Origin of the sequence: Lactiplantibacillus nangangensis, assembly GCF_005405065.1 — a bacterium.
Lineage (GTDB): Bacteria > Bacillota > Bacilli > Lactobacillales > Lactobacillaceae > Lactiplantibacillus > Lactiplantibacillus nangangensis.
The window spans coordinates 1-24,371 of the sequence record NZ_BJDI01000008.1 but is presented as its reverse complement, the minus strand read 5'-3'; the positions used below and the strand labels follow the sequence as shown (position 1 = coordinate 24,371).

General features: G+C 45.0%; 20 protein-coding genes. 18 read left to right on the top strand and 2 right to left on the bottom strand.

The genetic code is table 11. The features are described from left to right. Window positions 1-63: 63 nt before the first annotated feature. From FFM70_RS07775 to FFM70_RS07765, 3 genes are all read left to right on the top strand, one after another. Complete coding sequence (locus tag FFM70_RS07775) at window positions 64-1,062, top strand: D-2-hydroxyacid dehydrogenase (RefSeq protein ID WP_137616289.1); 999 nt, start codon at window positions 64-66, stop codon at window positions 1,060-1,062. 196 nt (window positions 1,063-1,258) lie between these two features. Then, window positions 1,259-2,983: an ABC transporter ATP-binding protein gene (locus FFM70_RS07770; protein ID WP_137616288.1), complete on the top strand. Its 1,725-nt coding sequence runs from the start codon at window positions 1,259-1,261 to the stop codon at window positions 2,981-2,983. Further along, on the top strand, window positions 2,980-4,761 hold the full coding sequence (locus FFM70_RS07765) for an ABC transporter ATP-binding protein (RefSeq protein WP_137616287.1): 1,782 nt from the start codon (window positions 2,980-2,982) through the stop codon (window positions 4,759-4,761). The genes FFM70_RS07770 and FFM70_RS07765 overlap by 4 nt, the downstream gene beginning before the upstream one ends. Before the next feature lie 76 nt (window positions 4,762-4,837). Here the strand turns inward: FFM70_RS07765 and FFM70_RS07760 are convergent, their stop codons facing one another. Then, entirely contained in the window at window positions 4,838-5,560 is a 723-nt protein-coding gene (locus FFM70_RS07760; RefSeq protein ID WP_137616286.1) for an HAD family hydrolase, read from the bottom strand. Window positions 5,561-5,783: 223 nt separating this feature from the next. On the opposite strand from FFM70_RS07760, the gene rpsB reads away from it, so the two are divergent. The 15 genes from rpsB (at window position 5,784) to rbfA (ending at window position 23,808) form a co-directional block, all read left to right on the top strand. After that, window positions 5,784-6,590 (top strand): 30S ribosomal protein S2, encoded by an 807-nt coding sequence (rpsB, locus tag FFM70_RS07755; protein ID WP_137616285.1) that lies wholly within the window; start codon window positions 5,784-5,786, stop codon window positions 6,588-6,590. Window positions 6,591-6,692: 102 nt separating this feature from the next. Further along, the gene (gene tsf, locus FFM70_RS07750; protein ID WP_137616284.1) at window positions 6,693-7,571 is read left to right on the top strand and encodes a translation elongation factor Ts; all 879 of its coding nucleotides are present in this window, start codon (window positions 6,693-6,695) and stop codon (window positions 7,569-7,571) included. Window positions 7,572-7,738: 167 nt separating this feature from the next. Then, a complete protein-coding gene (gene pyrH / locus FFM70_RS07745; RefSeq protein WP_137616283.1) occupies window positions 7,739-8,461 on the top strand; it encodes a UMP kinase in 723 nt (240 codons plus the stop codon). Window position 8,462: 1 nt separating this feature from the next. Beyond that, window positions 8,463-9,026 (top strand): ribosome recycling factor, encoded by a 564-nt coding sequence (frr, locus tag FFM70_RS07740; protein ID WP_137616282.1) that lies wholly within the window; start codon window positions 8,463-8,465, stop codon window positions 9,024-9,026. 119 nt (window positions 9,027-9,145) lie between these two features. Next, entirely contained in the window at window positions 9,146-9,925 is a 780-nt protein-coding gene (locus tag FFM70_RS07735) for an isoprenyl transferase (protein WP_137616281.1), read from the top strand. Window positions 9,926-9,940: 15 nt separating this feature from the next. Continuing rightward, window positions 9,941-10,726, top strand: a complete 786-nt coding sequence (locus tag FFM70_RS07730) for a phosphatidate cytidylyltransferase (protein ID WP_137616280.1) — start codon at window positions 9,941-9,943, stop codon at window positions 10,724-10,726. A 42-nt stretch (window positions 10,727-10,768) separates the two neighbouring features. Then, complete coding sequence (rseP, locus tag FFM70_RS07725) at window positions 10,769-12,046, top strand: RIP metalloprotease RseP (RefSeq protein ID WP_137616279.1); 1,278 nt, start codon at window positions 10,769-10,771, stop codon at window positions 12,044-12,046. Between the two features lie 41 nt (window positions 12,047-12,087). Next, the gene (locus FFM70_RS07720) at window positions 12,088-13,797 is read left to right on the top strand and encodes a proline--tRNA ligase (RefSeq protein WP_137616278.1); all 1,710 of its coding nucleotides are present in this window, start codon (window positions 12,088-12,090) and stop codon (window positions 13,795-13,797) included. Between the two features lie 145 nt (window positions 13,798-13,942). Next, window positions 13,943-18,259: a PolC-type DNA polymerase III gene (locus FFM70_RS07715; protein WP_137616277.1), complete on the top strand. Its 4,317-nt coding sequence runs from the start codon at window positions 13,943-13,945 to the stop codon at window positions 18,257-18,259. A 91-nt stretch (window positions 18,260-18,350) separates the two neighbouring features. After that, a complete protein-coding gene (gene rimP / locus FFM70_RS07710; RefSeq protein WP_171002333.1) occupies window positions 18,351-18,872 on the top strand; it encodes a ribosome maturation factor RimP in 522 nt (173 codons plus the stop codon). A 19-nt stretch (window positions 18,873-18,891) separates the two neighbouring features. Then, the gene (gene nusA / locus FFM70_RS07705) at window positions 18,892-20,127 is read left to right on the top strand and encodes a transcription termination factor NusA (RefSeq protein WP_137616275.1); all 1,236 of its coding nucleotides are present in this window, start codon (window positions 18,892-18,894) and stop codon (window positions 20,125-20,127) included. Between the two features lie 18 nt (window positions 20,128-20,145). Beyond that, window positions 20,146-20,445 carry an RNase P modulator RnpM gene (gene rnpM, locus FFM70_RS07700; protein ID WP_137616274.1) on the top strand — a complete coding sequence of 100 codons (300 nt, stop codon included), beginning with the start codon at window positions 20,146-20,148 and terminating at the stop codon, window positions 20,443-20,445. Beyond that, window positions 20,435-20,740 (top strand): YlxQ-related RNA-binding protein, encoded by a 306-nt coding sequence (locus FFM70_RS07695; RefSeq protein WP_137616273.1) that lies wholly within the window; start codon window positions 20,435-20,437, stop codon window positions 20,738-20,740. The genes rnpM and FFM70_RS07695 overlap by 11 nt, the downstream gene beginning before the upstream one ends. Before the next feature lie 13 nt (window positions 20,741-20,753). Further along, entirely contained in the window at window positions 20,754-23,429 is a 2,676-nt protein-coding gene (infB, locus tag FFM70_RS07690) for a translation initiation factor IF-2 (RefSeq protein WP_137616272.1), read from the top strand. A gap of 25 nt (window positions 23,430-23,454) precedes the next feature. Then, window positions 23,455-23,808 (top strand): 30S ribosome-binding factor RbfA, encoded by a 354-nt coding sequence (rbfA, locus tag FFM70_RS07685; RefSeq protein ID WP_137607206.1) that lies wholly within the window; start codon window positions 23,455-23,457, stop codon window positions 23,806-23,808. A 155-nt stretch (window positions 23,809-23,963) separates the two neighbouring features. On the opposite strand, the gene FFM70_RS07680 is transcribed toward rbfA, so the two are convergent. After that, window positions 23,964-24,371: IS66 family transposase (locus tag FFM70_RS07680; protein ID WP_137616271.1), on the bottom strand; the 408-nt coding region annotated here is incomplete at its 5' end.

The window sequence follows — 24,371 nt, the reverse complement described above, 5'->3', positions numbered from 1 at the left end:
TTCTTTTTCTGACATTTACTGTTATAATATTTAATGTATCAATATATAGGAGGAATTTTTGTAATGAAAATTATTGCTTATGCTGTACGTGATGACGAACGTCCATTCTTCAAGACATGGATGGAAGAACATCCCGATGTTGAAGTTAAGTTAGTTCCAGAACTACTTGACGAAAAGACGGCCGAATTGGCTAAAGGTTTTGACGGTGCCGATGTATACCAACAAAAGGATTACACCGCTGCTGTTTTGAACAAGTTGGCTGACGAAGGTGTTAAGAACATTTCACTACGTAACGTTGGTGTCGACAATGTTGACGTCCCAACTGTTAAGGAACGTGGATTAAAGATTTCTAACGTACCTGCATACTCACCAAATGCGATTGCTGAATTATCAGTAACCCAATTGATGCAATTGTTACGTCAAACCCCAATGTTCAACAAGAAGTTGGCTAAACAAGACTTCCGTTGGGCACCAAACATTGCCAAAGAATTAAACACTATGACTGTTGGTGTTGTTGGTACTGGTCGGATTGGCCGCGCTGCTATCGATATCTTCAAAGGTTTCGGTGCCAAAGTTATCGGTTACGATGTTTACCGTAACGCTGAACTTGACAAAGAAGGTATGTACGTTGATACGTTGGACGAATTATTCGCTCAATCAGACGTTATTACCTTGCATGTTCCTGCTTTGAAGGACAACTATCACATGTTAAATGCTGATGCCTTCAGCAAGATGAAAGATGGTGCCTACATCTTGAACTTTGCCCGTGGGACGCTCATCGATTCAGAAGACTTGATCAAGGCCTTAGACAGCGGCAAAGTTGCCGGTGCTGCCCTTGACACTTATGAATACGAAACTAAGATCTTCAACAAAGATCTTGAAGGTCAAACGATTGATGACAAGGTCTTCATGAACTTGTTCAACCGTGACAACGTTTTGATTACACCACATACTGCGTTCTATACTGAACCAGCTGTTCACAACATGGTGCACATCTCAATGGACAACAACAAACAATTCATCGAAACTGGTAAAGCTGACACGCAAGTTAAGTTTGACTAATTTCTCCTGAATTAATTAAGGGCACGCGAATCTTCGGATTCACGTGCTTTTTTTGGTTCTAAATCGCAAATGAGGACGATAAGTAGATTATTTTACTGGTATTGTAGATAAAATATTGAAATATTCATTTATTAATTGTGAAGTGCTGAGAATTCAGGTACGCTAAAGGGAGCTAAGCTTAAGGGAGTGATTGACAATGAAGGTGTTGATGCCGTATTTTAAACGCTATCGTGTTGACGTCAGTGTCGCGTTGCTGTCGGTGATTGTGCTAGTATTTGCAACGTTGTGGCAACCGAGACTATTACAGGTCGTGATGACGGCAATTATCAAGGATGATCAGCAAACGGTGATGCGTGAGGGACTATTATTGCTCGGGCTAGCAGTGCTCGGCATTGCTGGTGGCGTGATCAATACTATTTATTCGGCACGGGTTGCACTGGGCGTTGCGACAGATTTGCGATCGGACTTGTATGCGAAAATCCAGTCATTTGCTTATGCAGATGTGGAAACTTTTTCAGCGTCTAATTTAGTGGTTCGGATGACTAATGACATTAATCAGGTTCAACAGATCGTGATGGCCGGGTTTCAACAAATTACGCGGATCCCGTTGTTGTTCATTGGGGCATTGGTTTTGGCAATTGTGACGATGCCTGAACAATGGTGGGTAATTGTTGTGATGATGGCGATTATCTTGTTTGCTTCTTGGATTGCGGTTGGTCGCATGACCAAGTATTTTGGCCAAACGCAACAAGATATTGAGAATGTGAATACGGTGACCCGTGAAAATTTGATGGGAATTCGCGTGGTTAAATCGTTTGTCCAAGAAACGAACGAAATTAAAAAGTTCTCACATGCTTCCGATGAACTAACAGCGGTAACCGCCAAAATTGGCTATTGGTTCTCGATTTTGATGCCAATTTTCTTTTTGACAGCTAATTTAGCCGTTGGTGTGGCAGTGTATCTGGTTGGTCAAAATATTACTGTCCATCCGAGTTATTTGGCGGCAATTACGAGTTTTATTTCTTATTTGATGCAAATCTTATACGCGGTTATTAATGGTGGCTTTTTAATGACGTTTGCTTCTCGAGCAGTGATTTCACTGGGACGGATCAATGAGGTGCTGGCGACACAACCTAGCATGAGTTACGTGGAAGGTGATGATGCCACGCCATTAGTCGGTGACATAAGTTTTGAACACGTTACATTCACTTATCCAGGTGATGACCAGCCGACTTTAACGGATGTCAGTTTTCACATTGCTGCGGGGGCGATGTTAGGAATTGTCGGCGCTACTGGTTCCGGCAAGACAACGTTGGCGCAGTTGATTGCGCGTTTGTATGATCCCGATAGTGGTCGGATTACGATTGGCGGGGTTGATGTCCGCCAAATTCCAGAAAAGGCGTTGCGAGCGACTGTCGCATACGTTCTACAGCGGTCGACACTCTTTTCAGGGACGATTGCGGCCAATTTAAAACAGGTCCGGCCAGATGCTGAACTAAGTCATATGCGTTGGGCAGCCAATGTGGCTCAAGCTTCCGAATTTATTGAGCGGTTACCAGAACGTTATGAAGCACCAGTCGAAGAACGGTCACAAAATTTCTCTGGTGGTCAAAAGCAACGGTTAGCAATTACGCGGGGCATCATTGCCAATCCGGAAGTGTTAATTTTAGATGATGCGACTTCTGCGCTCGATGCAAAGTCCGAAAAGCTCGTTCAAGAAGCGATGGATCGTGATTTGACTGCGACAACAACGGTGGTCATTGCTGAAAAGATTGCCTCAATCATTCGGGCTGATCAAGTTTTGGTGTTGGATCACGGCCGAGTCAGTGGCATTGGGACACATCAAGACTTATTACAAACCAATTCAATTTATCAAAAAATTTATCAAACGCAAAAAGCACGTGAGGAGGCGGCCAAATGAGTGATTTACGAAATGCTGGTCGCTATTACTGGCACTATCTCAAAAAATATTGGCGGGGCTTCATTATCAGCACATTACTGATTGCTTTTTCAACTTGGTGTATTGTGGTTGCACCGACTTATTTGGGCCGTGCGGTTGAACAATTGACGACATACCTTGGTCAGTGGACAAATCCAGCGACACGCGCACAGGCGAGTCTCAGCCCATTTAATCACACGTTAGTGATATATGTGTTGTTGTATGTCGGTGATGCTACGACCATCTTTATTGCCAGTCTAATTTTGGCACGAGTAACGGCTTATTCAACTGGGACGATGCGAGTGGGTTTGTTCCGTAAAATGCAACGAATGCAAGTGAAGTATTTTGATACCCACAGTGATGGCGATATTTTAGCGCGGTTTACGTCAGATTTAGATAACATTTTTAATGCGATGAATCAAGCATTACTGGAAGTCTTACTGGCGGTCGCACAGTTTGTGGGGTTACTGATTGTGATGTTCAATCAAAATGTGACGATGGCTTGGGTGACGATGGCGTCAACGCCGGTTGCACTCGTGATTGCGGCGCTCGTTATGCGCAAAGCAGGAACTGCCGTCAACCAACAACAAGATGATATTGGTCGCTTGAATGGTTATATCAACGAGCAGATTACTGGGCAAAAGGTCTTAATTACGAACGGTTTGCAACAGGACTCATTCCGTGGCTTTGAAACGTATAATAATCAAGTTCGAAAGTCAGCCCTAACTGGACAGATTTGGTCAGGTATTTTAAATCCATTGATGCAAGGCATGTCGCTATTGAACACGGCAATTGTGATCTTTTTTGGGTCGTGGTTAGCGTTAAATGGCAGTCTGTCAAAAGGGGCAGCATTGGCCTTGGTGGTTGTATTTGTGAATTATGCGCAACAGTATTATCAGCCGATCATGTCGTTAACGAGTTTATACGGCATGATTCAACTGGCAATCACAGGGGCTCGGCGCATTGATGAAGTGCGTAATCAGCCCGATGAGGTCAATCCAGTTGCAGGCAGTCATCCGGACGGCATTCAGCATGAGCTGAAAATCGATCAGGTTCATTTTAGTTATCTCCCGGGTAAGGAAATCTTGCACGGTGTGACGATTGACGTTCAACGTGGCGAGATGGTGGCGTTGGTGGGGCCGACTGGTTCTGGGAAAACCACTGTGATGAATTTACTGAATCGTTTTTACGATGTTGATCAGGGTCAAATCAGTTTTGATGGCACGGATATTCGGACCTTTGATCTAAACGCCTTACGTCAAAATGTGGGAATCGTTTTACAGGAACCACAGCTGTTTACTGGCACCATTGCGGATAACATTCGCTATGGCGATCCGGCGGCTAGTATGGACCGGGTGATTGATGCGGCTAAACAGGCCAATATCCATGACTTTATTGAAAGTTTGCCGGATCGCTATTTGACGCGGGTTTCTGATGAACAAAGCATTTTCTCGGCGGGCCAGAAACAATTGATGTCGATTGCGCGGACCATCTTGACCAATCCACGGTTATTGATTTTGGATGAAGCCACTTCCAACGTTGATACCGTGACTGAAGCCAAGATTCAAGCGGCGATGGATAATGTGATTCAAGGGCGAACCAGCTTTGTGATTGCGCATCGTTTGAAAACAATTTTAAATGCTGATAAGATTGTCGTCTTGAAGTCTGGTAGGATCATCGAACAGGGGACCCATGCGGAGCTTCTGGCCGAAAATGGGTTTTATGCGGAACTTTATCGTAATCAGATGGTCTTTGACTGATTGGAATTTAGAATGGTGAAATTAAAACAAGCGTCTAGGAAAAAATCCTAGACGCTTGTTCATTAGTATGAATAGATTAAGCGCTGGCTGCTTGAATGAGTGCTAATAATAACTCACGTAGCTCAGCGGGAGTTTCAATAATCTGATCGGGAATGACCGTGGGTTGGCCTTGTGGTATTTGGCGATGATTGAACCAAAACGTTTGCCAACCAGCGTGTTTGGCGCTAGTCATATCCAACAAAGCGTTATCGCCAACGTATGCGGCTTGATTAGCTTTGATTCCCGCCTGATGGGCCCAAGTGGTGAAAATCGATGGGTCTGGTTTGGCGAGTGCTAATTCGTCGGAAATAAAAATATCATCAGGATGAACATAACGTTCAATTTGCAATTGATGGAGCTTTTGACGCTGAATCTTGGCAGGACCATTGGTGATGATGCCAATTTTAAAACAATGGCTCAGCTTTTCAAGCACCGGCCCGAGTTCCGGAAAAAGCGTAATTTGGGTGAGGGCTTGATGATAAGCAATTTCAAATTGGATTGCCCAATTGGTGGTGATTTCTTGTGTTCCTAAACCAGTCAAGGCATGTCGTAAACGGGCAGTTTGCCAAGCTTCCAGACTGAGTTCATTGGCAGTGACTTGATGAAAGGTCCGGTCGGTAAAATCACGAAAACGGTTAAAAACGTCAGCCAATTCAGTCGCCGTCAAACGCCACTGGGTCGTTTGAGTCAAGGCCGTACTGAATGGTGATTTTTGATCGTAGAGGGTATCGTCTACATCAAAAATGATGGCTTTGATCATTGTAATTGAGCCTCCTATGCAAGATAGTATCTTAACACACTTTGTGAAATTCACAAATTCCTGATGAAAATTCTTGCAAGCGAGGCCAATTTTCGGTATACTAATTTTCGGTGTTAAAACCAATTCACACTCGTCGGGATGACATTGGTAGTGCTCGGGAGAGTTCCAATGTCAGTTGAGCGGCGGGGAGGATAAAAACAAATTTTTTGGAGGCACATTTATTATGGCTGTTATTTCTATGAAACAATTGCTTGAAGCCGGTGTCCATTTCGGTCACCAAACTCGTCGTTGGAATCCAAAGATGAAACCATACATCTTTACGGAACGTAACGGAATCTACATCATTGACTTACAAAAGACGGTTAAGATGATCGATTCAGCTTACAACTTCGTTAAGGATGCTGCGGCTGATGACGGTGTGATCTTGTTCGTTGGGACTAAGAAACAAGCTCAAGACTCAATCGAAGAAGAAGCGACCCGTGCTGGTCAATACTACGTTAACCATCGTTGGTTAGGTGGGACTTTGACTAACTGGAACACCATCCAAACTCGGATCAAACGTCTTAAAGATTTAAAGAAGATGGAAGAAGACGGGACTTTCGACCGTTTGCCTAAGAAGGAAGTTTCATTATTAATGAAACAACGGGCAAAGCTTGAAAAGTTCTTGGGCGGTATCGAAGATATGCCTCGGATTCCAGATGTTGTCTTTATCGTTGACCCTCGTAAGGAACAAATCGCGGTTAAGGAAGCTCAAAAGTTGAACATTCCGATCGTTGCGATGGTTGATACCAACACTGATCCTGATGATATCGACGTCATCATCCCATCAAACGACGATGCCATCCGTGCCGTTCGTTTGATTACTTCTAAGATGGCTGACGCTGTCATTGAAGGCCGTCAAGGTGAAGATGAAGACGTTACAGAAGACTCATTCAAGGGTGACAAGGACGCTAAGAAGTCCGCTGACTCTTTGGAAGACATCGTTGAAGCCGTTGAAGGCGACAATGACAAGAAGTCTGACAATAAATAATTGAAATAATTAGGCTGTCTAAAAAATCGCGGACCTCATCGGCCTGGTTTTGTGGGCAGCCTTTTATAAAAAAATTAACCGGACTCAAAGGAGAGTAACATTATGGCAAAGATTTCTGCAGCACAAGTTAAAGAACTTCGTGATAAAACCGGCGTTGGTATGATGGATGCTAAAAAAGCCTTAGTTGAAGCAGAAGGCGACATGGCAAAAGCCGTTGACGTTTTGCGTGAAAAGGGCGTTGCTAAAGCTGAAAAGAAGAGTGGCCGTGTGGCTGCTGAAGGGATGGCAGCCGTTGCAATTCATGGCGACCATGCTGCAATCGTGGAAGTTAACTCTGAAACTGATTTCGTTGCTTCTAGTGACCCATTCAAAGATTTGATTGCTAAAATTTCAGATCAAATCGCTTTGGAAGCCCCTAAAGACCTCGAAGCTGCTTTGGCTTTGAAGACTGAAAAAGGCACGATCAACGATGATATTATTGAAACCACTCAAGTAACTGGTGAAAAAGTTAGCTTACGTCGTTTCAAGGTTATCGAAAAGCAAGCTGACCAGAACTTTGGTGCTTACATTCATAATGGTGGCCAAATTGGTGCCTTGGTTGTCTTAGACGGTGCTGATGAAGCGACTGCTAAAGACGTTGCCATGCACGTTGCTGCCATCAACCCAGAATACGTTTCTCGCGACCAAGTTCCTGCTGAAACTTTGGCTCACGAAAAAGACGTCTTGGTTAAGGAAGCCTTAAATGAAGGCAAGCCTGAAAAAATCGTTGAAAAGATGGTTGAAGGCCGCTTGAACAAGTGGTTGGCCGAAATCAGCTTGGATGATCAAGAATTCGTTAAGGATTCTGACCAAACGGTTGCACACTACGTTGAATCTAAAGGCGGCAAGGTTAACACCTTTGTTCGTTTTGAAGTCGGCGAAGGCATTGAAAAACAAACTGGTAATTTCGTAGACGAAATTATGAGTCAAATCAAAAACTAATTAACGCTTTCTGAAAGCTAATTTGGGGATTGCGACAAACTTTGTTTTGTGGTGATTCCCTTTTTTTGCGAAAAAATCGTGATTTCAGTGGTGATTTAAGGCTTTGCTATAATGGCTATTGATAATATGGTAGAATGGTTACAGATAATCTCGAGGAGGACGAAACGATGTCGGAAGTAAAATATAAGCGTGTGATCCTAAAGTTGAGCGGTGAGGCCCTGGCTGGTAAAAAAGGTTTTGGGATTAACCCACCTGTGATTAAAACTGTCGCAGAAGAATTGAAGGATGTTTATGAAATGGGCGTCCAGATTGCCATCGTCGTTGGCGGTGGGAACATGTGGCGTGGTGAAGCTGGTGCACAAATGGGTATGGAACGTGCGCAGGCCGATTATATCGGGATGTTAGCCACCATCATGAACGCCTTGGCACTCCAAGACAACTTGGAATCCATTGGGGTCCCAACCCGGGTTCAAACCTCAATCGAAATGCGCCAAATCGCTGAACCTTACATCCGGCGGAAGGCCATGCGCCATCTTGAGAAGCGCCGCATTGTGATTTTTGCTGGTGGGACGGGTAGTCCATACTTTTCAACCGACACGACGGCCGCTTTACGCGCTGCAGAAATTAACGCTGATGCCATTTTAATGGCGAAAAACGGCGTTGATGGTGTTTACTCAGCTGATCCAAATAAGGATGCCACTGCGGTTAAATACGATACATTGACTCATCTTGATATTATCAACAAAGGCTTACAAGTGATGGACACCACGGCTAGTTCATTATCGATGGATAACGATATTCCCGTAGTGGTCTTCAACTTGAATGAACCAGGAAATATTCGCAAAGTTGTCGCCGGTGAACACATCGGGACAACAGTCAGGGGGAAATAACATGGCTGTTACAGAACCAATCTTAAAAGATGCACAAGCTAAAATGAAAAAAGCGGAAACCGCTTTGCAACGTGAATTAGGTAATATTCGGGCTGGCCGGGCCAACGCTTCTCTGTTGAACCGAATCTCTGCCGATTACTATGGCACCCAAACGCCACTTAATCAAATGGCTTCAATTACGATTCCAGAACCACGGGTCTTAATGGTGACACCATTTGATAAGAGTGCCTTGAAAGAAATTGAAAAGGCCATTTTGGCATCAGACTTGGGCATTAGTCCAGCAAATGATGGGACGGCAATTCGGTTAGTCATTCCACAATTGACTGAAGAACGTCGTAAAGAATTGGCCAAAGATGTCAAAGCTGAAGGCGAGCGCGCTAAGGTTGCCGTTCGAAACGTGCGTCGTGATGCGATGGACGATTTGAAGAAGGGAAACAAGGCTGGGAACTTTACTGATGACCAGTTACATGACTTGGAAGACCAAGCCCAAAAGTTAACGGATGCTGCCGGTAAATCGGTCGATGCAATCGTGGCTGATAAAGAAAAGGAAATTCTTGAAGGCTAAGGCTGTGCCACAATTTGTTAAGGCTTGAAGAAATTCAAGCCTTTTTTTGTTGACGAATAGTTTAATGTGGTTTTTTTTGGTAAAATAGGGCTTGGTTAAGCTATTTTTGGAGGTGCAACTTGTTCGCTTTTTTAAATAAGAAAGATCCAGCAGAAACAACTGATTTAGAATTAGATCCAAAGCGGATTCCGGCCCACATCGCTATTATCATGGATGGTAACGGCCGCTGGGCTAAAGCACGCCATTTGCCACGGATTGCCGGTCACAAGGAAGGCATGAATACCGTCAAGAAGGTCACGATTGCTGCCAGTGATCTCGGGGTTAAAGTGCTCACCTTGTATGCCTTTTCAACAGAAAACTGGAAGCGTCCCACTGACGAAGTCAATTATTTGATGCAGCTACCGGTAAGCTTTTTTGATACCTTTGTTCCGGACTTGATTAAGAACAATGTGCGGGTGCAAGTCATGGGTTATACGGATAGGTTACCGGCTAGTACCCAAAAGGCAGTCGAGGACGCGATTGCTGACACCAAGGACTGTGATGGGATGGTGTTAAACTTTGCGTTAAACTATGGCTCACGAGCTGAAATCGTTACCGGTATTCAAGCGATTGCGCAACAAGTTGTCGATGGTCAGCTTGACGTTGCCGATATTGATACGGACACGGTCGACCGAGCCTTGATGACGGCGCCGTTAGCACCATATCATGATCCAGACCTGTTGATTCGTACGAGCGGTGAAGAACGCATTTCGAACTTCTTACTTTGGCAAATTGCCTATAGTGAGTTAGAATTCACAGATGTTAAATGGCCGGATTTCACTGCGGCGACTTTGCAAGCCTGCATTGCAGACTATCAGAGCCGTGATCGTCGTTTTGGCGGTTTATCGGCAAAAAAATAAAAAGGAGTTTTTGATATGAAACAACGGGTCATAACAGCGGTCGTTGCGCTGGCCTTGTTCATCCCAGTAATTTTTAAGGGTGGGCTGATCTTAGATATTGTGGCCATGCTATTAGGCGCGATCGCGATGAGTGAACTGTTGATTATGCGTAAAAAGTTACTCATTTCTTTTGAAGCAATTGTCAGCATGTTGGCAGTCATGATTCAAATTGCACCAAGCAAGTGGTTTAACGGCTTACCAGATCAATTGAATAAAGGCTACGTCGTTTACTTCTTAATTATTTTAATGTTATTACACACGGTTTGGTCGAAAAACCGGTTCTCATTTGACGATGCTGGGGTCTTGACCTTGGGTATCTTCTACATTGGGATGGGCTTTAACTACTTTACGGCTGCCCGTGGCATCAATGTTGAAACATTACTTTATCTCATGTTTATCGTTTGGGCGACGGATAGTGGTGCTTATATGGTTGGCCGGAAATTGGGCCGCCATAAGGTTACGCCAATCAGCCCCAACAAGACTTGGGAAGGTTGTATTGGTGGGAGTTTGATTGGGGTCGTTATCGCGACTGCCTTTGCCCTCTGGTTCAGCGTTGGGTATCAAAACTGGTTCAGTATGCTTTTGATCACAATTGCGTTATCGATTGTCGGTCAATTTGGTGATTTAGTAGAATCTGCTTTGAAACGCTACTACGGTGTTAAGGATTCTGGTAAAGTTTTACCTGGTCATGGTGGGATTCTTGACCGCTTTGACAGTATGTTACTCGTTTTCCCAATCGCCCATTTATTCGGATTGTTTTAACGTCGCTGCCGCTCACCGGAGCTGAAAGAAAGGAACGTTGATTTGATAGTTACTATAATTACGTTCATTATCGTTTTTGGTATATTGGTCATCGTCCACGAATTTGGTCATTTTTACTTTGCCAAACGGTCAGGCATCCTCGTGCGTGAATTTTCCGTCGGGATGGGGCCAAAAGCAGTGGCCTTCCGCCATAACGCGACGACTTACACCTTACGTTTCCTGCCAATTGGGGGCTACGTACGGATGGCGGGGGTTGCGGATGACGAAGATGACGAACTCAAACCCGGCACGCCGGTCAGTTTGCAAATTGGTGACGACGGTTTAGTTCAGTCGATTAATGCCAGCAAGAAAACCACGCTATTCAACGGTATTCCATTGTCAGTCACAGCGACCGACCTAGAGCAGGACTTATGGATCGAAGGCTATGAAAATGGCGATGAATCTGAGTTAAAACGTTATCGAGTCCATCATGATGCGACGATCGTTGAAAGTGATGGGACTGAAGTTCAGATTGCACCCGTTGATGTGCAATTTCAGTCCGCAAAACTTTGGCAGCGGATGCTGACCAACTTTGCGGGGCCAATGAATAATTTCATTTTGGCCATTATCACCTTTGCGATTCTGGCATTTATGCAAGGTGGCGTGACCTCGGTCACCACGAAAGTGCAATCGACGACGGCTAACTCGGTCGCTCGTCAAGCGGGGATTAAAGCCGGCGACGAGATTGTTGCGGTCAACGGCAAACGAAATACCAGTGCGCAGTCGATCTCATTGCTGATTCAAGATAGTCCGAATAAGACGGTTGATCTGACAGTCAAACGAGCTGGTCAAACGCGGCAGATTGCGGTTAAACCAGCGGCAAAAACTGTTTCTGGTAACCGCGTCGGTCAGATTGGCGTCCGTTGGGCTACCTCGACGGATACAAGTCTAGGTGCTAAACTAGCTTATGGTTTTACTGGTTCTTGGAATATTACCAAACAGATTTTCCAAGTTTTAGGTCGGATGGTCACCCATGGCTTCAGTTTGAACGACTTGGGTGGACCAGTTGCCATCTTTGCGACGACTTCGCAAGCAGCTAAATCTGGGTTACGCCAAGTGATCTATTTGTTAGCGGTCTTATCGATCAACTTAGGTATCGTGAACTTATTACCGATTCCAGCCTTGGATGGCGGGAAACTGTTACTGAACGTGGTTGAAGGGATTCGTGGCAAACCACTGCGAGTCGAAACTGAAAGTGTCATCACGTTGATTGGCTTTGGCCTCTTAATGCTCTTGATGGTTTTAGTGACTTGGAATGATATTCACCGCTATTTCTTTTAAACGTCAGATTAAATTGGAACAATTAAGGAGAAGATTTTTAGATGAAACAATCGAAATTGTTAATTCCAACATTGAAAGAAGTGCCTAATGACGCCGAAGCGCTTAGTCATCAAATGATGCTACGGGCTGGCTACATTCGGCAGATTTCTGCTGGGATGTACGCGTATTTGCCATTGGCTTACCGCGTGTTAACACACATTGAAACCATTATTCGCGAGGAAATGGAAAAGATCGATGCTGCTGAAATGTTAGTACCAGCAGTGATTCCAGCCGAATTATGGCAAGCTACCGGTCGTTATGAGACCTATGGCCCAGAATTATTTAAGCTGAAGAACCGGCATGATCGCAAATTCATCTTAGGTCCGACCCACGAAGAAACGTTCACTTCGATCATTCGTGACGAAGTGAAGTCGTATAAAAAATTACCATTGACGTTGTATCAGATTCAAGCAAAATATCGTGATGAAGACCGTCCTCGTTATGGGTTGTTACGTGGTCGCGAATTTATTATGAAGGATGCCTACTCATTCCATGCGGATGAAGGCTCATTGGATGAAACGTTCCAAGATATGGCCCAAGCTTATCAAAACATCTTCGAACGTTGTGGCTTGAAATTCCGCTCGATCATCGGTGACGGTGGTGCGATGGGTGGGAAAGACTCCCGTGAATACTCTGCCATTGCGCCCGTTGGGGAAGATACGATTGTCTATTCAGATGCCAGCGACTATGCCGCAAACCTTGAAATGGCACGCAGTTTGTATGTGCCAAAGAAATCGCATGCCTCACTCAAAGACATGGCCAAGATCGACACCCCCGGCGTGGGCACGATCGATGAATTGGCGGACTTCTTAAAGGTTGGCGCTGACCAACTAGTGAAGAGTATCTTATTTATGGCCGATGACGAACCGGTCTTAGCTTTAGTCCGTGGCGACCATGAAGTTAACGACATTAAGTTGAAGAACTACTTGGGTGCCGACTTCTTAGAAATGGCGACGCCAGAACAAGCTAAGCAATATTTAGGTGCTGGTTTTGGGTCACTCGGTCCGGTCAATGTTTCTGACGAAGTCAAGATTATTGCTGACGTTTACGTTAAAGACATGGTCAACATTACAGTTGGGGCCAATGAAGACGGACACCACTTTACGAATGTGAATCCAGAACGTGATTTCCACGCCGCTGACTATGTCGACATTCGTTTTGCTCAAGAAGGCGAATTGTCACCAGATGGTGCGGGCGTGTTGAAATTTACTAAAGGGATTGAAATTGGCCACATTTTCAAACTAGGTACTCGTTATTCGAAAGACTTGCATGCCGAAGTCTTGGATCAAAATGGGCGTAACATTCCCGTTATTATGGGTTGTTATGGGATTGGGGTCTCACGGCTCTTGTCTGCGATTGCGGAACAACGTGCGGATGAAAACGGTCTGGTTTGGCCGAAAGACATTGCGCCATTTGACGTGCATGTCATCCCAGTTAACCCTAAGAAGGCGGAACAAGTCGAAGTTGCAGATCAAATTGAAGCGACTTTGGAAGCTGCTGGTTACAAAGTGCTCTATGATGATCGTAAAGAACGGCCCGGCGTCAAATTTGCTGATTCTGACTTGATGGGGATTCCAGCCCGCATCACGATCGGTAAAAAGGCGAGCGAAGGGATCGTTGAAATCAAATTGCGTCAAACTGGTGAAACGCTTGAAGTTAAGCAAGAAGAAGTTGCGAATAACTTGGCAGTTTTACTTAAAAATATTGACTAAACAACGCGACTTGAACGTTGCAAGTTAATTAAAAAATGCGTACACTTAACTCATTGTGTCGCAGAAAGTCACCTAGTTTCGGCAGCCTAGAAACTAGGTGATTTTAGTTAGATAGGACTTTTTAGTCTACAAAGGAGGAGCAAGCGTGAGCTTAAATCAGCAAGAAATGTTTGAGAAATTGCTCGAACAAATTGAGATGCCGATGGGGGACCCGTTTCAGGGTGCTGCCATCGAAAAGCTGACCGTTCATCAAGCCTCAAAAGTTTGGGAGTTTCATCTCCATTTTCAACATGTCTTACCATTTTCAACTTTTATGACTTTTCAAAATAAGTTACAACTGGCGTTTCATGAGGTTGCCGGGATTGAGTTAGCCTTGACCACTGATGATACCGAAGTCGAGCCGCGCGCTTTAGCTGACTATTGGGAATGGATCGTACAACACAGTGGTATCTCGTCGCCATTAGTTCAATCACTTTGCAACAGCAACGTACCATCTTATGAAGATGGCCGGGTGATCTTGCTTGCCGAAAATGAAGTGATTCAAAACTTTTTGACGAATCAAGCACTGGGACCAATTGAAGCGACCTATCGCCAATTAGGTTTTCCTAAATTTTCTGTGCACACGCTGATCGATGAGACGGCGTCACAAGAAAAAATCAAGGCCTTCCACGCGCAAAAAGCGAAGTCGGATCAAGCTTTAGCACAAAAAGCGGAAGCCGCCATTAAAAAGGCTAACGAAAAGCGTGCCCAACAAGCGGATTCACCGGCCCCAATCGATGGTCCAGTCCAACTTGGGAAGCAGATCAATCCGCAAGAGCCTGCCAAGCAGATGGTGCAGATTACGGAAGAGGAACGCTCGGTCGTGGTTGAAGGCTATGTGTTCGATATGGAAGTTCGGACGTTACGTTCTCAACGGCAATTATTGATCTTGAAAGTGACCGATTATAGTTCGTCAATGGTCATCAAAAAGTTCTCACGGAACAGTGATGATGAAGCCCAGTTTGCGGCGCTCAAGCAAGGCATGTGGGTACGTGCGCGTGGGTCAGTCCAAGAAGATAGCTTCATGCGTGATTTAACGATCAATGCTTATGATATCAATGAGATTTCGCACGCATCGCGGCAGGATAAAGCCCCTACGGATGAAAAACGGGTCGAATTACACTTACATTCCAATATGAGTACGATGGATGCGACTAATAGTGTGTCTGATTTTGTTGCGCAAGCAGCTAAATGGGGTCAGCCGGCAATTGCGATCACCGATCATTCGGGTGCGCAGGCCTTCCCTGAAGCTTTCGCGGCTGGTCAGAAAAATAAAATCAAAGTTTTATATGGCGTTGAAGCGAACATGGTCGATGATGGTGAACCAATTGCTTTCAATGATGCACATGTTGACCTAAAAGAAGCCACTTATGTGATTTTTGATACTGAAACGACAGGGCTGTCAGCGATCTATGATAAGGTCATCGAACTGTCGGCCGTCAAAATGGTTAAAGGCAACGTGGTGGCACAATTTGAAGAGTTCATTGATCCCGGGTTCCATTTATCTGAAACGACGACGAACTTGACGAGTATTACCGATGACATGGTTCGAGGGTCCAAATCTGAGGAAGAAGTTTTTAAACTTTTCCGCGACTTTTGTGATGATGCAATCGTGGTCGGTCATAATGTCACTTTCGATATGGGCTTCATGAATACTGGATACGCCCGTCACAACATGGGACAGATTGAGAATCCGATTATCGATACCTTAACATTGGCGCACTGGTTGTATCCCGAACTTAAACGGTTCACTTTGAACACCTTAGCGAAAAAATTTGGCGTTAACTTGGAACATCATCACCGGGCCATTTATGATGCGGAATCGACGGGCCATTTGAATCATATTTTCTTAAAAGACGCGGAAGAACGCTACGGTGTCCAATTCCACGATCAATTAAACGATCATATGAACGAAAATGCTGCTTATCGACGGGCCCGGCCATTCCATGCGACCCTATATGCCCAAACGCAAGCTGGCTTGAAAAACTTATTCCGAATTATTTCGATGTCAAACGTGGATTACTACTACCGGGTGCCACGAGTGCCCCGCAGTATTTTAAACAAATATCGTGATGGGATTATTGTTGGTTCAGCTTGTTCACGGGGGGAAGTCTTTACCTCGATGATGCAAAAAGGGCAAGCGGAAGCCCGTGAAAAGGCGAAATATTACGACTTCTTGGAAGTGCAACCTAAAGCAGCTTATGCCCCCTTGATTGAAAGTGGGTTAATTGCGGACAATGACCATCTGGAAGATATCATTAAAAACATGGTCAATTTGGGTCATGAACTAAATATTCCAGTGGCTGCCACCGGTGATGTGCACTATTTGAATCCCGAGGATAAGATCTACCGGAAAATTTTGATTCATTCACAAGGTGGGGCCAATCCGCTGAACCGGACTGAACGACCCGATGTTCATTTCCGGACGACCGATGAAATGTTGCAAGCCTTTAGCTTTTTAGGTGATGATGTTGCTCACGAGATCGTCGTAGACACGCCACGGCAAATTGCGGATAGTTTTGAAGTTGTTCGACCAGTGAAAGATAAACTGTATACACCACGGATGGCGGGTGCCGAAGCCGAAATCAAGCAATTGACGATGGACCGGGCACATGCCTGGTATGGCGATCCGTTACCGGAGATCGTGCAGAAACGGGTCGACAAAGAGCTAAAGAGTATTATTGGGAATGGGTTCTCCGTGATTTATTTGATTGCGCAACGACTGGTTTTCAAGAGTAACAAAGATGGTTACTTGGTTGGGTCACGGGGTTCCGTTGGTTCGAGCTTGGTGGCGACACTGTCTGGGATCACGGAAGTTAATCCAATGCCACCGCATTACCGTTGTCCAAATTGCCAGTATTCACATTTTTATACGAATAATGAATACGGTTCTGGCTATGATTTACCACCGAAGGATTGCCCTAAATGTGGGACCAACATGGTTCGTGACGGCCACAACATTCCGTTCGAAACTTTCTTGGGCTTTTATGGGAATAAAGTGCCCGATATTGATTTGAACTTCTCTGGCGATTACCAGCCAATCGCGCATAATTATACGAAAGTCTTGTTCGGTGAGAAGAACGTCTACCGGGCCGGGACGATTGGGACGGTTGCTGATAAAACGGGTTACGGTTACGCGAAAGCTTACGAGCGTGATACCAATCAGACGTTGCGAACAGCCGAAATTGACCGGCTCGCTAAGGGAATCACCGGGGTTAAGCGTTCAACTGGACAACATCCGGCCGGAATCATTGTTGTGCCAGACTATATGGACATTTATGACTTTACACCAGTCCAATATCCAGCTGATGATCAGACTGCCGCTTGGCAAACGACTCATTTTGATTTCCATTCGATCCATGATAATATTTTAAAAATCGATATTCTGGGACATGATGATCCGACGATGATTCGGATGTTACAAGACTTGTCCGGGATCAAACCAGAAAGCATTCCGCCGGTCGATCCTAATGTCATGAAGATCTTCTCTAGTCCGGAAGTCTTAGGCGTCACGGAAGATCAAATCTTTTCGAAAACGGGGACCCTTGGGATTCCTGAATTTGGGACGCGGTTTGTCCGTGGAATGCTAGAGGAAACGCATCCGTCAACCTTTAACGAATTACTTCAAATTTCTGGCCTTTCTCATGGGACGGACGTGTGGTTAGGAAATGCCGAAGAGTTGATCAAGGACGGGACGGTTACCTTGGCGGAAGTTATTGGTTGTCGGGATAACATCATGACCGACTTGATTCACTACGGTATGGAATCGGACATGTCTTTCCAGATTATGGAACATGTTCGTAAAGGCCGTGGGATTCCGGATGACTGGCAACAAGCGATGAAAGATTCAAACGTGCCAGATTGGTACATTGAATCTTGCCTTAAGATTAAGTACATGTTTCCACGAGCCCATGCGGCGGCTTATATTTTGATGGCGTTGCGAGTGGCTTACTTTAAAGTTTATTTCCCAATGATCTATTACACGGCGTACTTCTCAGTGCGGGCTGATGACTTTGACTTAGTGGCGATGGCACATGGTAAAGAAGCCGTTAAAGCCTCAATGAAGGCCATCACCGACAAAGGGATGGATGCGTCGACTAAGGAAAAGAACTTATTGACGGTCTTGGAACTCGCCAACGAAATGTTGGAACGCGGCTTCAATTTCTCAATGGTCGACTTGGATAAATCAGACGCGGCGGATTGGTTGATCGATGGTAAAACGTTGATCGCGCCATTCCGAGCAATCCCTGGTTTGGGACTCAACGTGGCTAAACAGATCGTGGCGGCACGGGCCGACAAGCCGTTCTTGTCAAAGGAAGACTTATCGAAACGTGGGAAGGTCTCGAAGACGTTGATCGACTTTATGACGACCAACGGGGTTTTGGAAGGCTTACCTGACGAAAACCAACTTTCACTCTTTTAAAAAAAGGGGCCAAGTCGCGTCGAGTTGCGGATTGTGACCGTTTATGATAATATATGAGTGTAATTTAAAACTCGTTAACGAGTGAGCAGCGATGCTCACTCTTTTTATTGGACTAATCTGGATAGGAGGCGCAAACGTGAGCAATAATGTTGTTGAGACTATTCAGCCGTTGGCACAAGCCATTGTGGCGGCCCACCAGTTTGAATTGGTTGATGTTGAATTTGTGCGTGAGGGTCAGAGTTGGTATTTACGACTCTATATCGACAAGCCAGGGGGCATTAATATTGAAGAATGTGCCATGGTCAGCGATGAATTAAGTGAAAAATTAGATGGAATGGATCCTGATCCAATTCCACAAGCCTATTTTTTGGAAGTTTCTTCGCCCGGTGCTGAACGGCCCCTTAAAAAAGAGGCTGATTATCAGCAAGCGATTGGCAAGTATGTCCATGTTGGGCTATATCAAAAAGTTGATGGTAAAAAAGTTTTCGAAGGGGACCTTGCCGCTGTGACCCCCGAGACTTTAACAATTAATTACTTAGATAAAACGCGGCACAAGACCGTGACGATCGACCGTGAACAGATTTCACAAGCACGGTTGGCAGTGAAGTTTTAGTTAGCAAAGGAGTTTACACATGAGTAAGGAATTATTAGGGGCGTTAGACACCCTTGAATCAGAAAAAGGCATCAAAAAAGAAGTTGTGATCGATGCCTTGGAAGCAGCGTTAGTTTCTGCTTATAAGCGTAATTACGGCCAAGCCCAAAACGTGGAAGTTGACTTTGACCAAGTTAAGGGTAATATTCATGTTTATGCCGTTAAAGAAGTCGTTGAAGATGTCTTTGATTCACGGCTAGAAGTTAGCTTACAAGACGCTTTAGCCATTAACCGGGCCTATGAAGTTGGCGATGATATCCGGTTCGAAGTGACACCTAAAAACTTTGGTCGGATTGCTGCTCAAACCGCTAAACAAGTCATTATGCAACGGGTCCGTGAAGCAGAACGTGGGATTATTTTTGACGAATACAGCCAATACGAAAATGAAATCGTGACTGGTGAAGTTGAACGTCAAGATAACCGTTTTGTCTACGTGAGCTTAGGTAAAGTTGAAGCCGTGATGGGTCGTTCAGATCAATTGCCTGGTGAAACTTATCGGATCCATGATAAAATCAAAGTCTATGTTTCAAAGGTTGAGAATGCCACCAAGGGTCCCCAAGTTTTTGTTTCTCGGACTGCGCCTGATTTGTTGAAACGGTTGTTTGAACAAGAAGTTCCTGAAATTTTTGACGGCATCGTTGAAATTGTCTCAATTGCGCGTGAAGCGGGCGATCGGGCCAAGGTAGCGGTGCGGTCAAACAATCCAAACGTTGACCCAGTCGGGACCTGTGTGGGACCTAAAGGCCAACGGGTGCAAACCATCGTCAACGAATTACATGGTGAAAACATGGATATCGTTGAATGGACCGATGATACGGCCGTCTTCATTGCGAACGCTTTGAACCCAGCTGAAGTCTTAGATGTGATTTTTGATCCTGAAAATGAACGTGGCTGTACCGTTGTGGTTCCTGATTACCAATTGTCATTGGCCATCGGTAAACGTGGTCAAAATGCCCGTTTAGCTGCAAAATTAACTGGATTTAAGATTGATATTAAATCAGAAACTGAAGCATCTGATATAATGGATGAGAACCCCACGGATGTTGCAGCGGCTGAAACGGCTACTGAGACTGAAACTGAGGATGCAACGGCCGATCAAAACGAAGATAGTGCTGTTGCCGCTGAACCAACATCAACCATTGATGACGAAGCTTCGACTGATACGCCCGTCGCATCAGCCGATGATAGTGAAGCATCAGCGAGTGATGCTGAGTAACTAGAGGAGGTCTGGGAGTTGAAAAAAAGAAAAGTGCCGTTACGTAAAGATATTGTAACGGGTGAAATGCATCCCAAGAAAGAACTCGTACGTGTAGTCAAAAACAAGCAAGATGAAGTTTCCGTTGACCCAACTGGCAAAAAGCCAGGTCGCGGGGCTTACATTGCCTTAGACGTTGCGGTGGCTGAACAAGCTAAGGCGCAAAAGACTTTTGATAAAGCCTTTGGTGTCAAGGTTGATGCGGCTTTCTACGATGACTTAGTGGCTTACGTTGATCACCAACAAGCCCGAAAGGAATTATTCGGTGATGACGCCTAAACAAGCTTGTTTAAACTTACTGGGCCTTTCACGGCGTGCCAAACAACAGATTGCCGGTGAAAATTTAACGTTGACGGCAATTCGTAATCAATCAGCGAAGCTCGTTTTTATCGCGAGTGATGCTGGTCCCTCGACAGCCAAAAAATTTCATGATAAGGCCCAATCTTATGATGTACCAGTGATCGATACTTTAACGCGTGCCGAACTAACGGCGGCAAATGGTAAACCACGAACTGTGATTGCCATTACCGACGCCGGTTTTGCCAAGAAAATGGTGTCGATCATGACAAAGTAAGGAGGGTGAAGATATGGGGAAAAAGCGAATTTATGAATTAGCGAAGGAGCTACATGTCCCAAGTAAACAGTTGATCGCGCAAGCGCAACAGTTGGGATTCTCCGTCAAAAATCATATGTCGACACTCGGTGACAATGAAGCCCGTCAGTTAACTGGCGCGCCCGTGGCACCCCATCCTAAATCTCAAACGACTGGGGAAACCAGTCCAGCTTCGAAGTCGGAAGCTAAAAATGTGACACGAACTGCTAATCAGCAGCAATCCAACTCGCGTCATCAACAGAGTGGTGATTCTTTGAATAATAATCGAAATAATAATAATCAAAGTCAAAATAATCGTAATAGTAACAGTAGTAGCAATGGTAGCCGTGCTAACCAGGCGGGGTCACGTTCAACGACTTCACGGTCGTCAAACAGCAGTACTCGGAATAACAGTAGCAACGGGACGCGGACGAACAGTGCCAACCGTTCATCTAGCAGCCAAAACCGGAACAGTAGCCAGAATCGGTCAAATAATTCATCAGCTAACCGGAGCAACAATAGTAACCGGACTAGCAATGGCAACAGTTCTCGGCCAAATAGTAATGGCAACCGGACGACTAGCAGCGCTAACCGTTCTAACAGTAGCCAGAATCGGTCGAATAACAGTCAGAACCGGTCATCAAATGGTCAAAACCGGTCTAACAGTTCACAAAACCGTTCGAACAACTCAACGAACCGGAGCAGTAATAGCAGCACCGGCAGTAACAACAGTAGCCGTAACGGGAGCGGTCGCTTTGGCGGCAGCTTAAATAACAATAACGGCGGTGGTGGCCGTTATCGTGGCGGAAACAATAATAACCGTCGTCGTAACAACCGTAAGCAAAGCCGGAAGAATCAACGGATTCGGCAAGTAAGTAACAAGCCAGTCTCAGTTCGGAAGGATAAGCCGTTACCAGAAACGTTGGTCTACACGGTCGGCATGAATGCCCAAGATTTGGGTAAGATTTTGCACCGTGAACCAGCCGAAATTATCAAGAAGTTATTTATGTTAGGTGTGGCGGTCAACCAAAACCAATCCCTAGATAAAGACACGATTGAAGTTTTAGCTGCTGATTATGGGATCAACGCTGAAGAAAAGGTCGAAGTTGATGTGACTGACTTGGACAAGTTCTTTGATGAAGAAAACCAGAACATGGAAAACGCCGTTACTCGGGCCCCAGTGGTCACTGTAATGGGACACGTTGACCATGGTAAGACGACCTTGTTGGATAAACTTCGGCATACACACGTTACCGCTGGTGAAGCTGGTGGGATCACTCAAGCAATCGGTGCTTACCAAGTGAAGCATGATGGCAAGACGATCACCTTCTTGGATACCCCAGGACATGCGGCCTTTACCGAAATGCGGGCCCGTGGTGCTGACATTACTGATATTACAGTCTTAGTGGTTGCTGCTGATGATGGCGTGATGCCACAAACCATCGAAGCCATCAACCATGCCAAGGCTGCCAAGGTACCAATTATTGTCGCAGTCAACAAGATCGATAAGCCGGGTGCTAATCCGAACCATGTGATGGAACAATTGACCGAATACGGTTTGATTCCTGAATCATGGGGTGGCGAAACGATCTTCGTTGAAATTTCAGCTAAATTCGGTAAGAATTTGGATGAATTATTAGACATGATCTTATTGCAAGCTGAAGTGCTTGAATTGAAGGCTAACCCTGATCAAAACGCCGCTGGTTCTGTTTTGGAAGCTAGTTTGGATCGTGGGAAAGGCTCAACCGCAACCTTGTTAGTTCAACAAGGGACGATGCATGTGGGGGACCCAATCGTTGTTGGGAATACCTATGGGCGTGTTCGGACGATGACTAATGATAGTGGTCGTCGAATCAAAGAAGCCATTCCTTCAACCCCAATCGAAATCACTGGTTTAAGTGATGTGCCTGAAGCTGGGGATCGTTTCGTCGTCTTTGATGATGAGAAGACCGCTCGTGAAGCCGGTGAAGAACGGGCTAAACAAGCTTTGATGGATGAACGGAAACAAACGAACCATGTCACTTTGGATAACTTGTTTGATTCAATGAAGCAAGGTGAAATCAAAGAAGTTGACGTGATTATTAAGGCGGATGTTCAAGGCTCCGTTGAAGCCTTAGCAGGTAGTTTGAAGAAGATCGAAGTCGAAGGTGTGCGGGTTAACATTATCCATACAGCGGTTGGGGCTATCAACGAAAGTGATGTCGCTTTAGCGGAAGCAAGTAACGCCATCATTATCGGGTTCAACGTGCGGCCAACGCCACAAGCGAAGTCCCAAGCTGACACTGACGATGTTGATATTCGTTTGCATCAAGTCATCTACAACGCGATCGACGAAATCGAAAGCGCGATGAAAGGGATGCTCGAACCTAAGTATGAAGAAAAAGTCACTGGTCAAGCCGAAATCCGTGAAATCTATAAGGTTTCTAAGGTTGGGACGATCGGTGGTGGGATGGTTACCGACGGGGTCATTCATCGTGATTCTGGTGTCCGGGTCATCCGTGATAGTGTCGTTATCTACGATGGTAAGCTTGCTAGCTTACGTCGTTTCAAGGATGACGTCAAAGAAGTTAAACAAGGCTTCGAATTAGGACTTCGGATTGAAGACTACAATGATATTCGTGTGAACGATGTTATTGAAGCCTATATCATGAAGGAAGTTCCAATCGAATAAGCAATCCCTCAAGGAGGTGCACGCAATGGCACAACATTATCGGGTTGGTCGGCTTGAACAAGAAATTCAAAAAGAAGTCGATGATATTCTTTTGAAGCGGGTGCGTGATCCCCGGGTTGCTGGATTAACCATTACCGGTGTGACGGTAACTGGGGATCTCCAACAAGCCACGATTTTCTACAGTATCCTATCAGATAAAGCTTCTGATGGTGAGAAGACAGCTAAAGGGCTTGAAAAAGCTAAAGGGTTGATTCGTAGTGAATTGGGTTCACGTCTCAGTATTTATAAGACGCCTGAACTTACTTTTGAACGGGATACATCTGTTCAATATGGGAGTCGTATCGATCAATTGATCAACAACTTAAAACGCCAAGATTAATCATTAGGCTTGGTTATATTAAGACCGTTTCGGGTTCGCTCGAAACGGTCTTTTTTTTCGCCCTTTTTCGGTTAGGTCGTAAGCAGTAAATAAGATGACGTATTGAAACGCCCCCTCTGGTCACGTATTCTGTGACTAAAGGGGGCGTTGATTTATTAAATGCAGTTTGTCTGTACCTGTTCGGTCCATGGCAAATAGGCCTTCAGTTGCTCTTGATTATTGATCATTGGTAACTGAGGAATCTTATTGAGAAGATATTCGATATATTTAGAAGGGTTAAGTCCATTCATTTTTGCAGTTTCAATTAGGCTTAAAAACAAAGTATTGGCGTGGGCACCAGCTTGGCTAGTGCTGAATAGCCAGTTTTTACGTCCCATCACTGCTATTTTGATATGCCTTTCGGCTGTATTATTACTTAACTCAATTTTTGGATCATCCAAGAAATGCATCAAGTACGCTTGTTGCCCTAGGGCGTATCCAACAGCCTTACCAAGTCCCGACTTTTCTATTACGGGCGTCTTATTGAGCCAATCGAAGAATTCATCCACGATTGGTTTACTTTC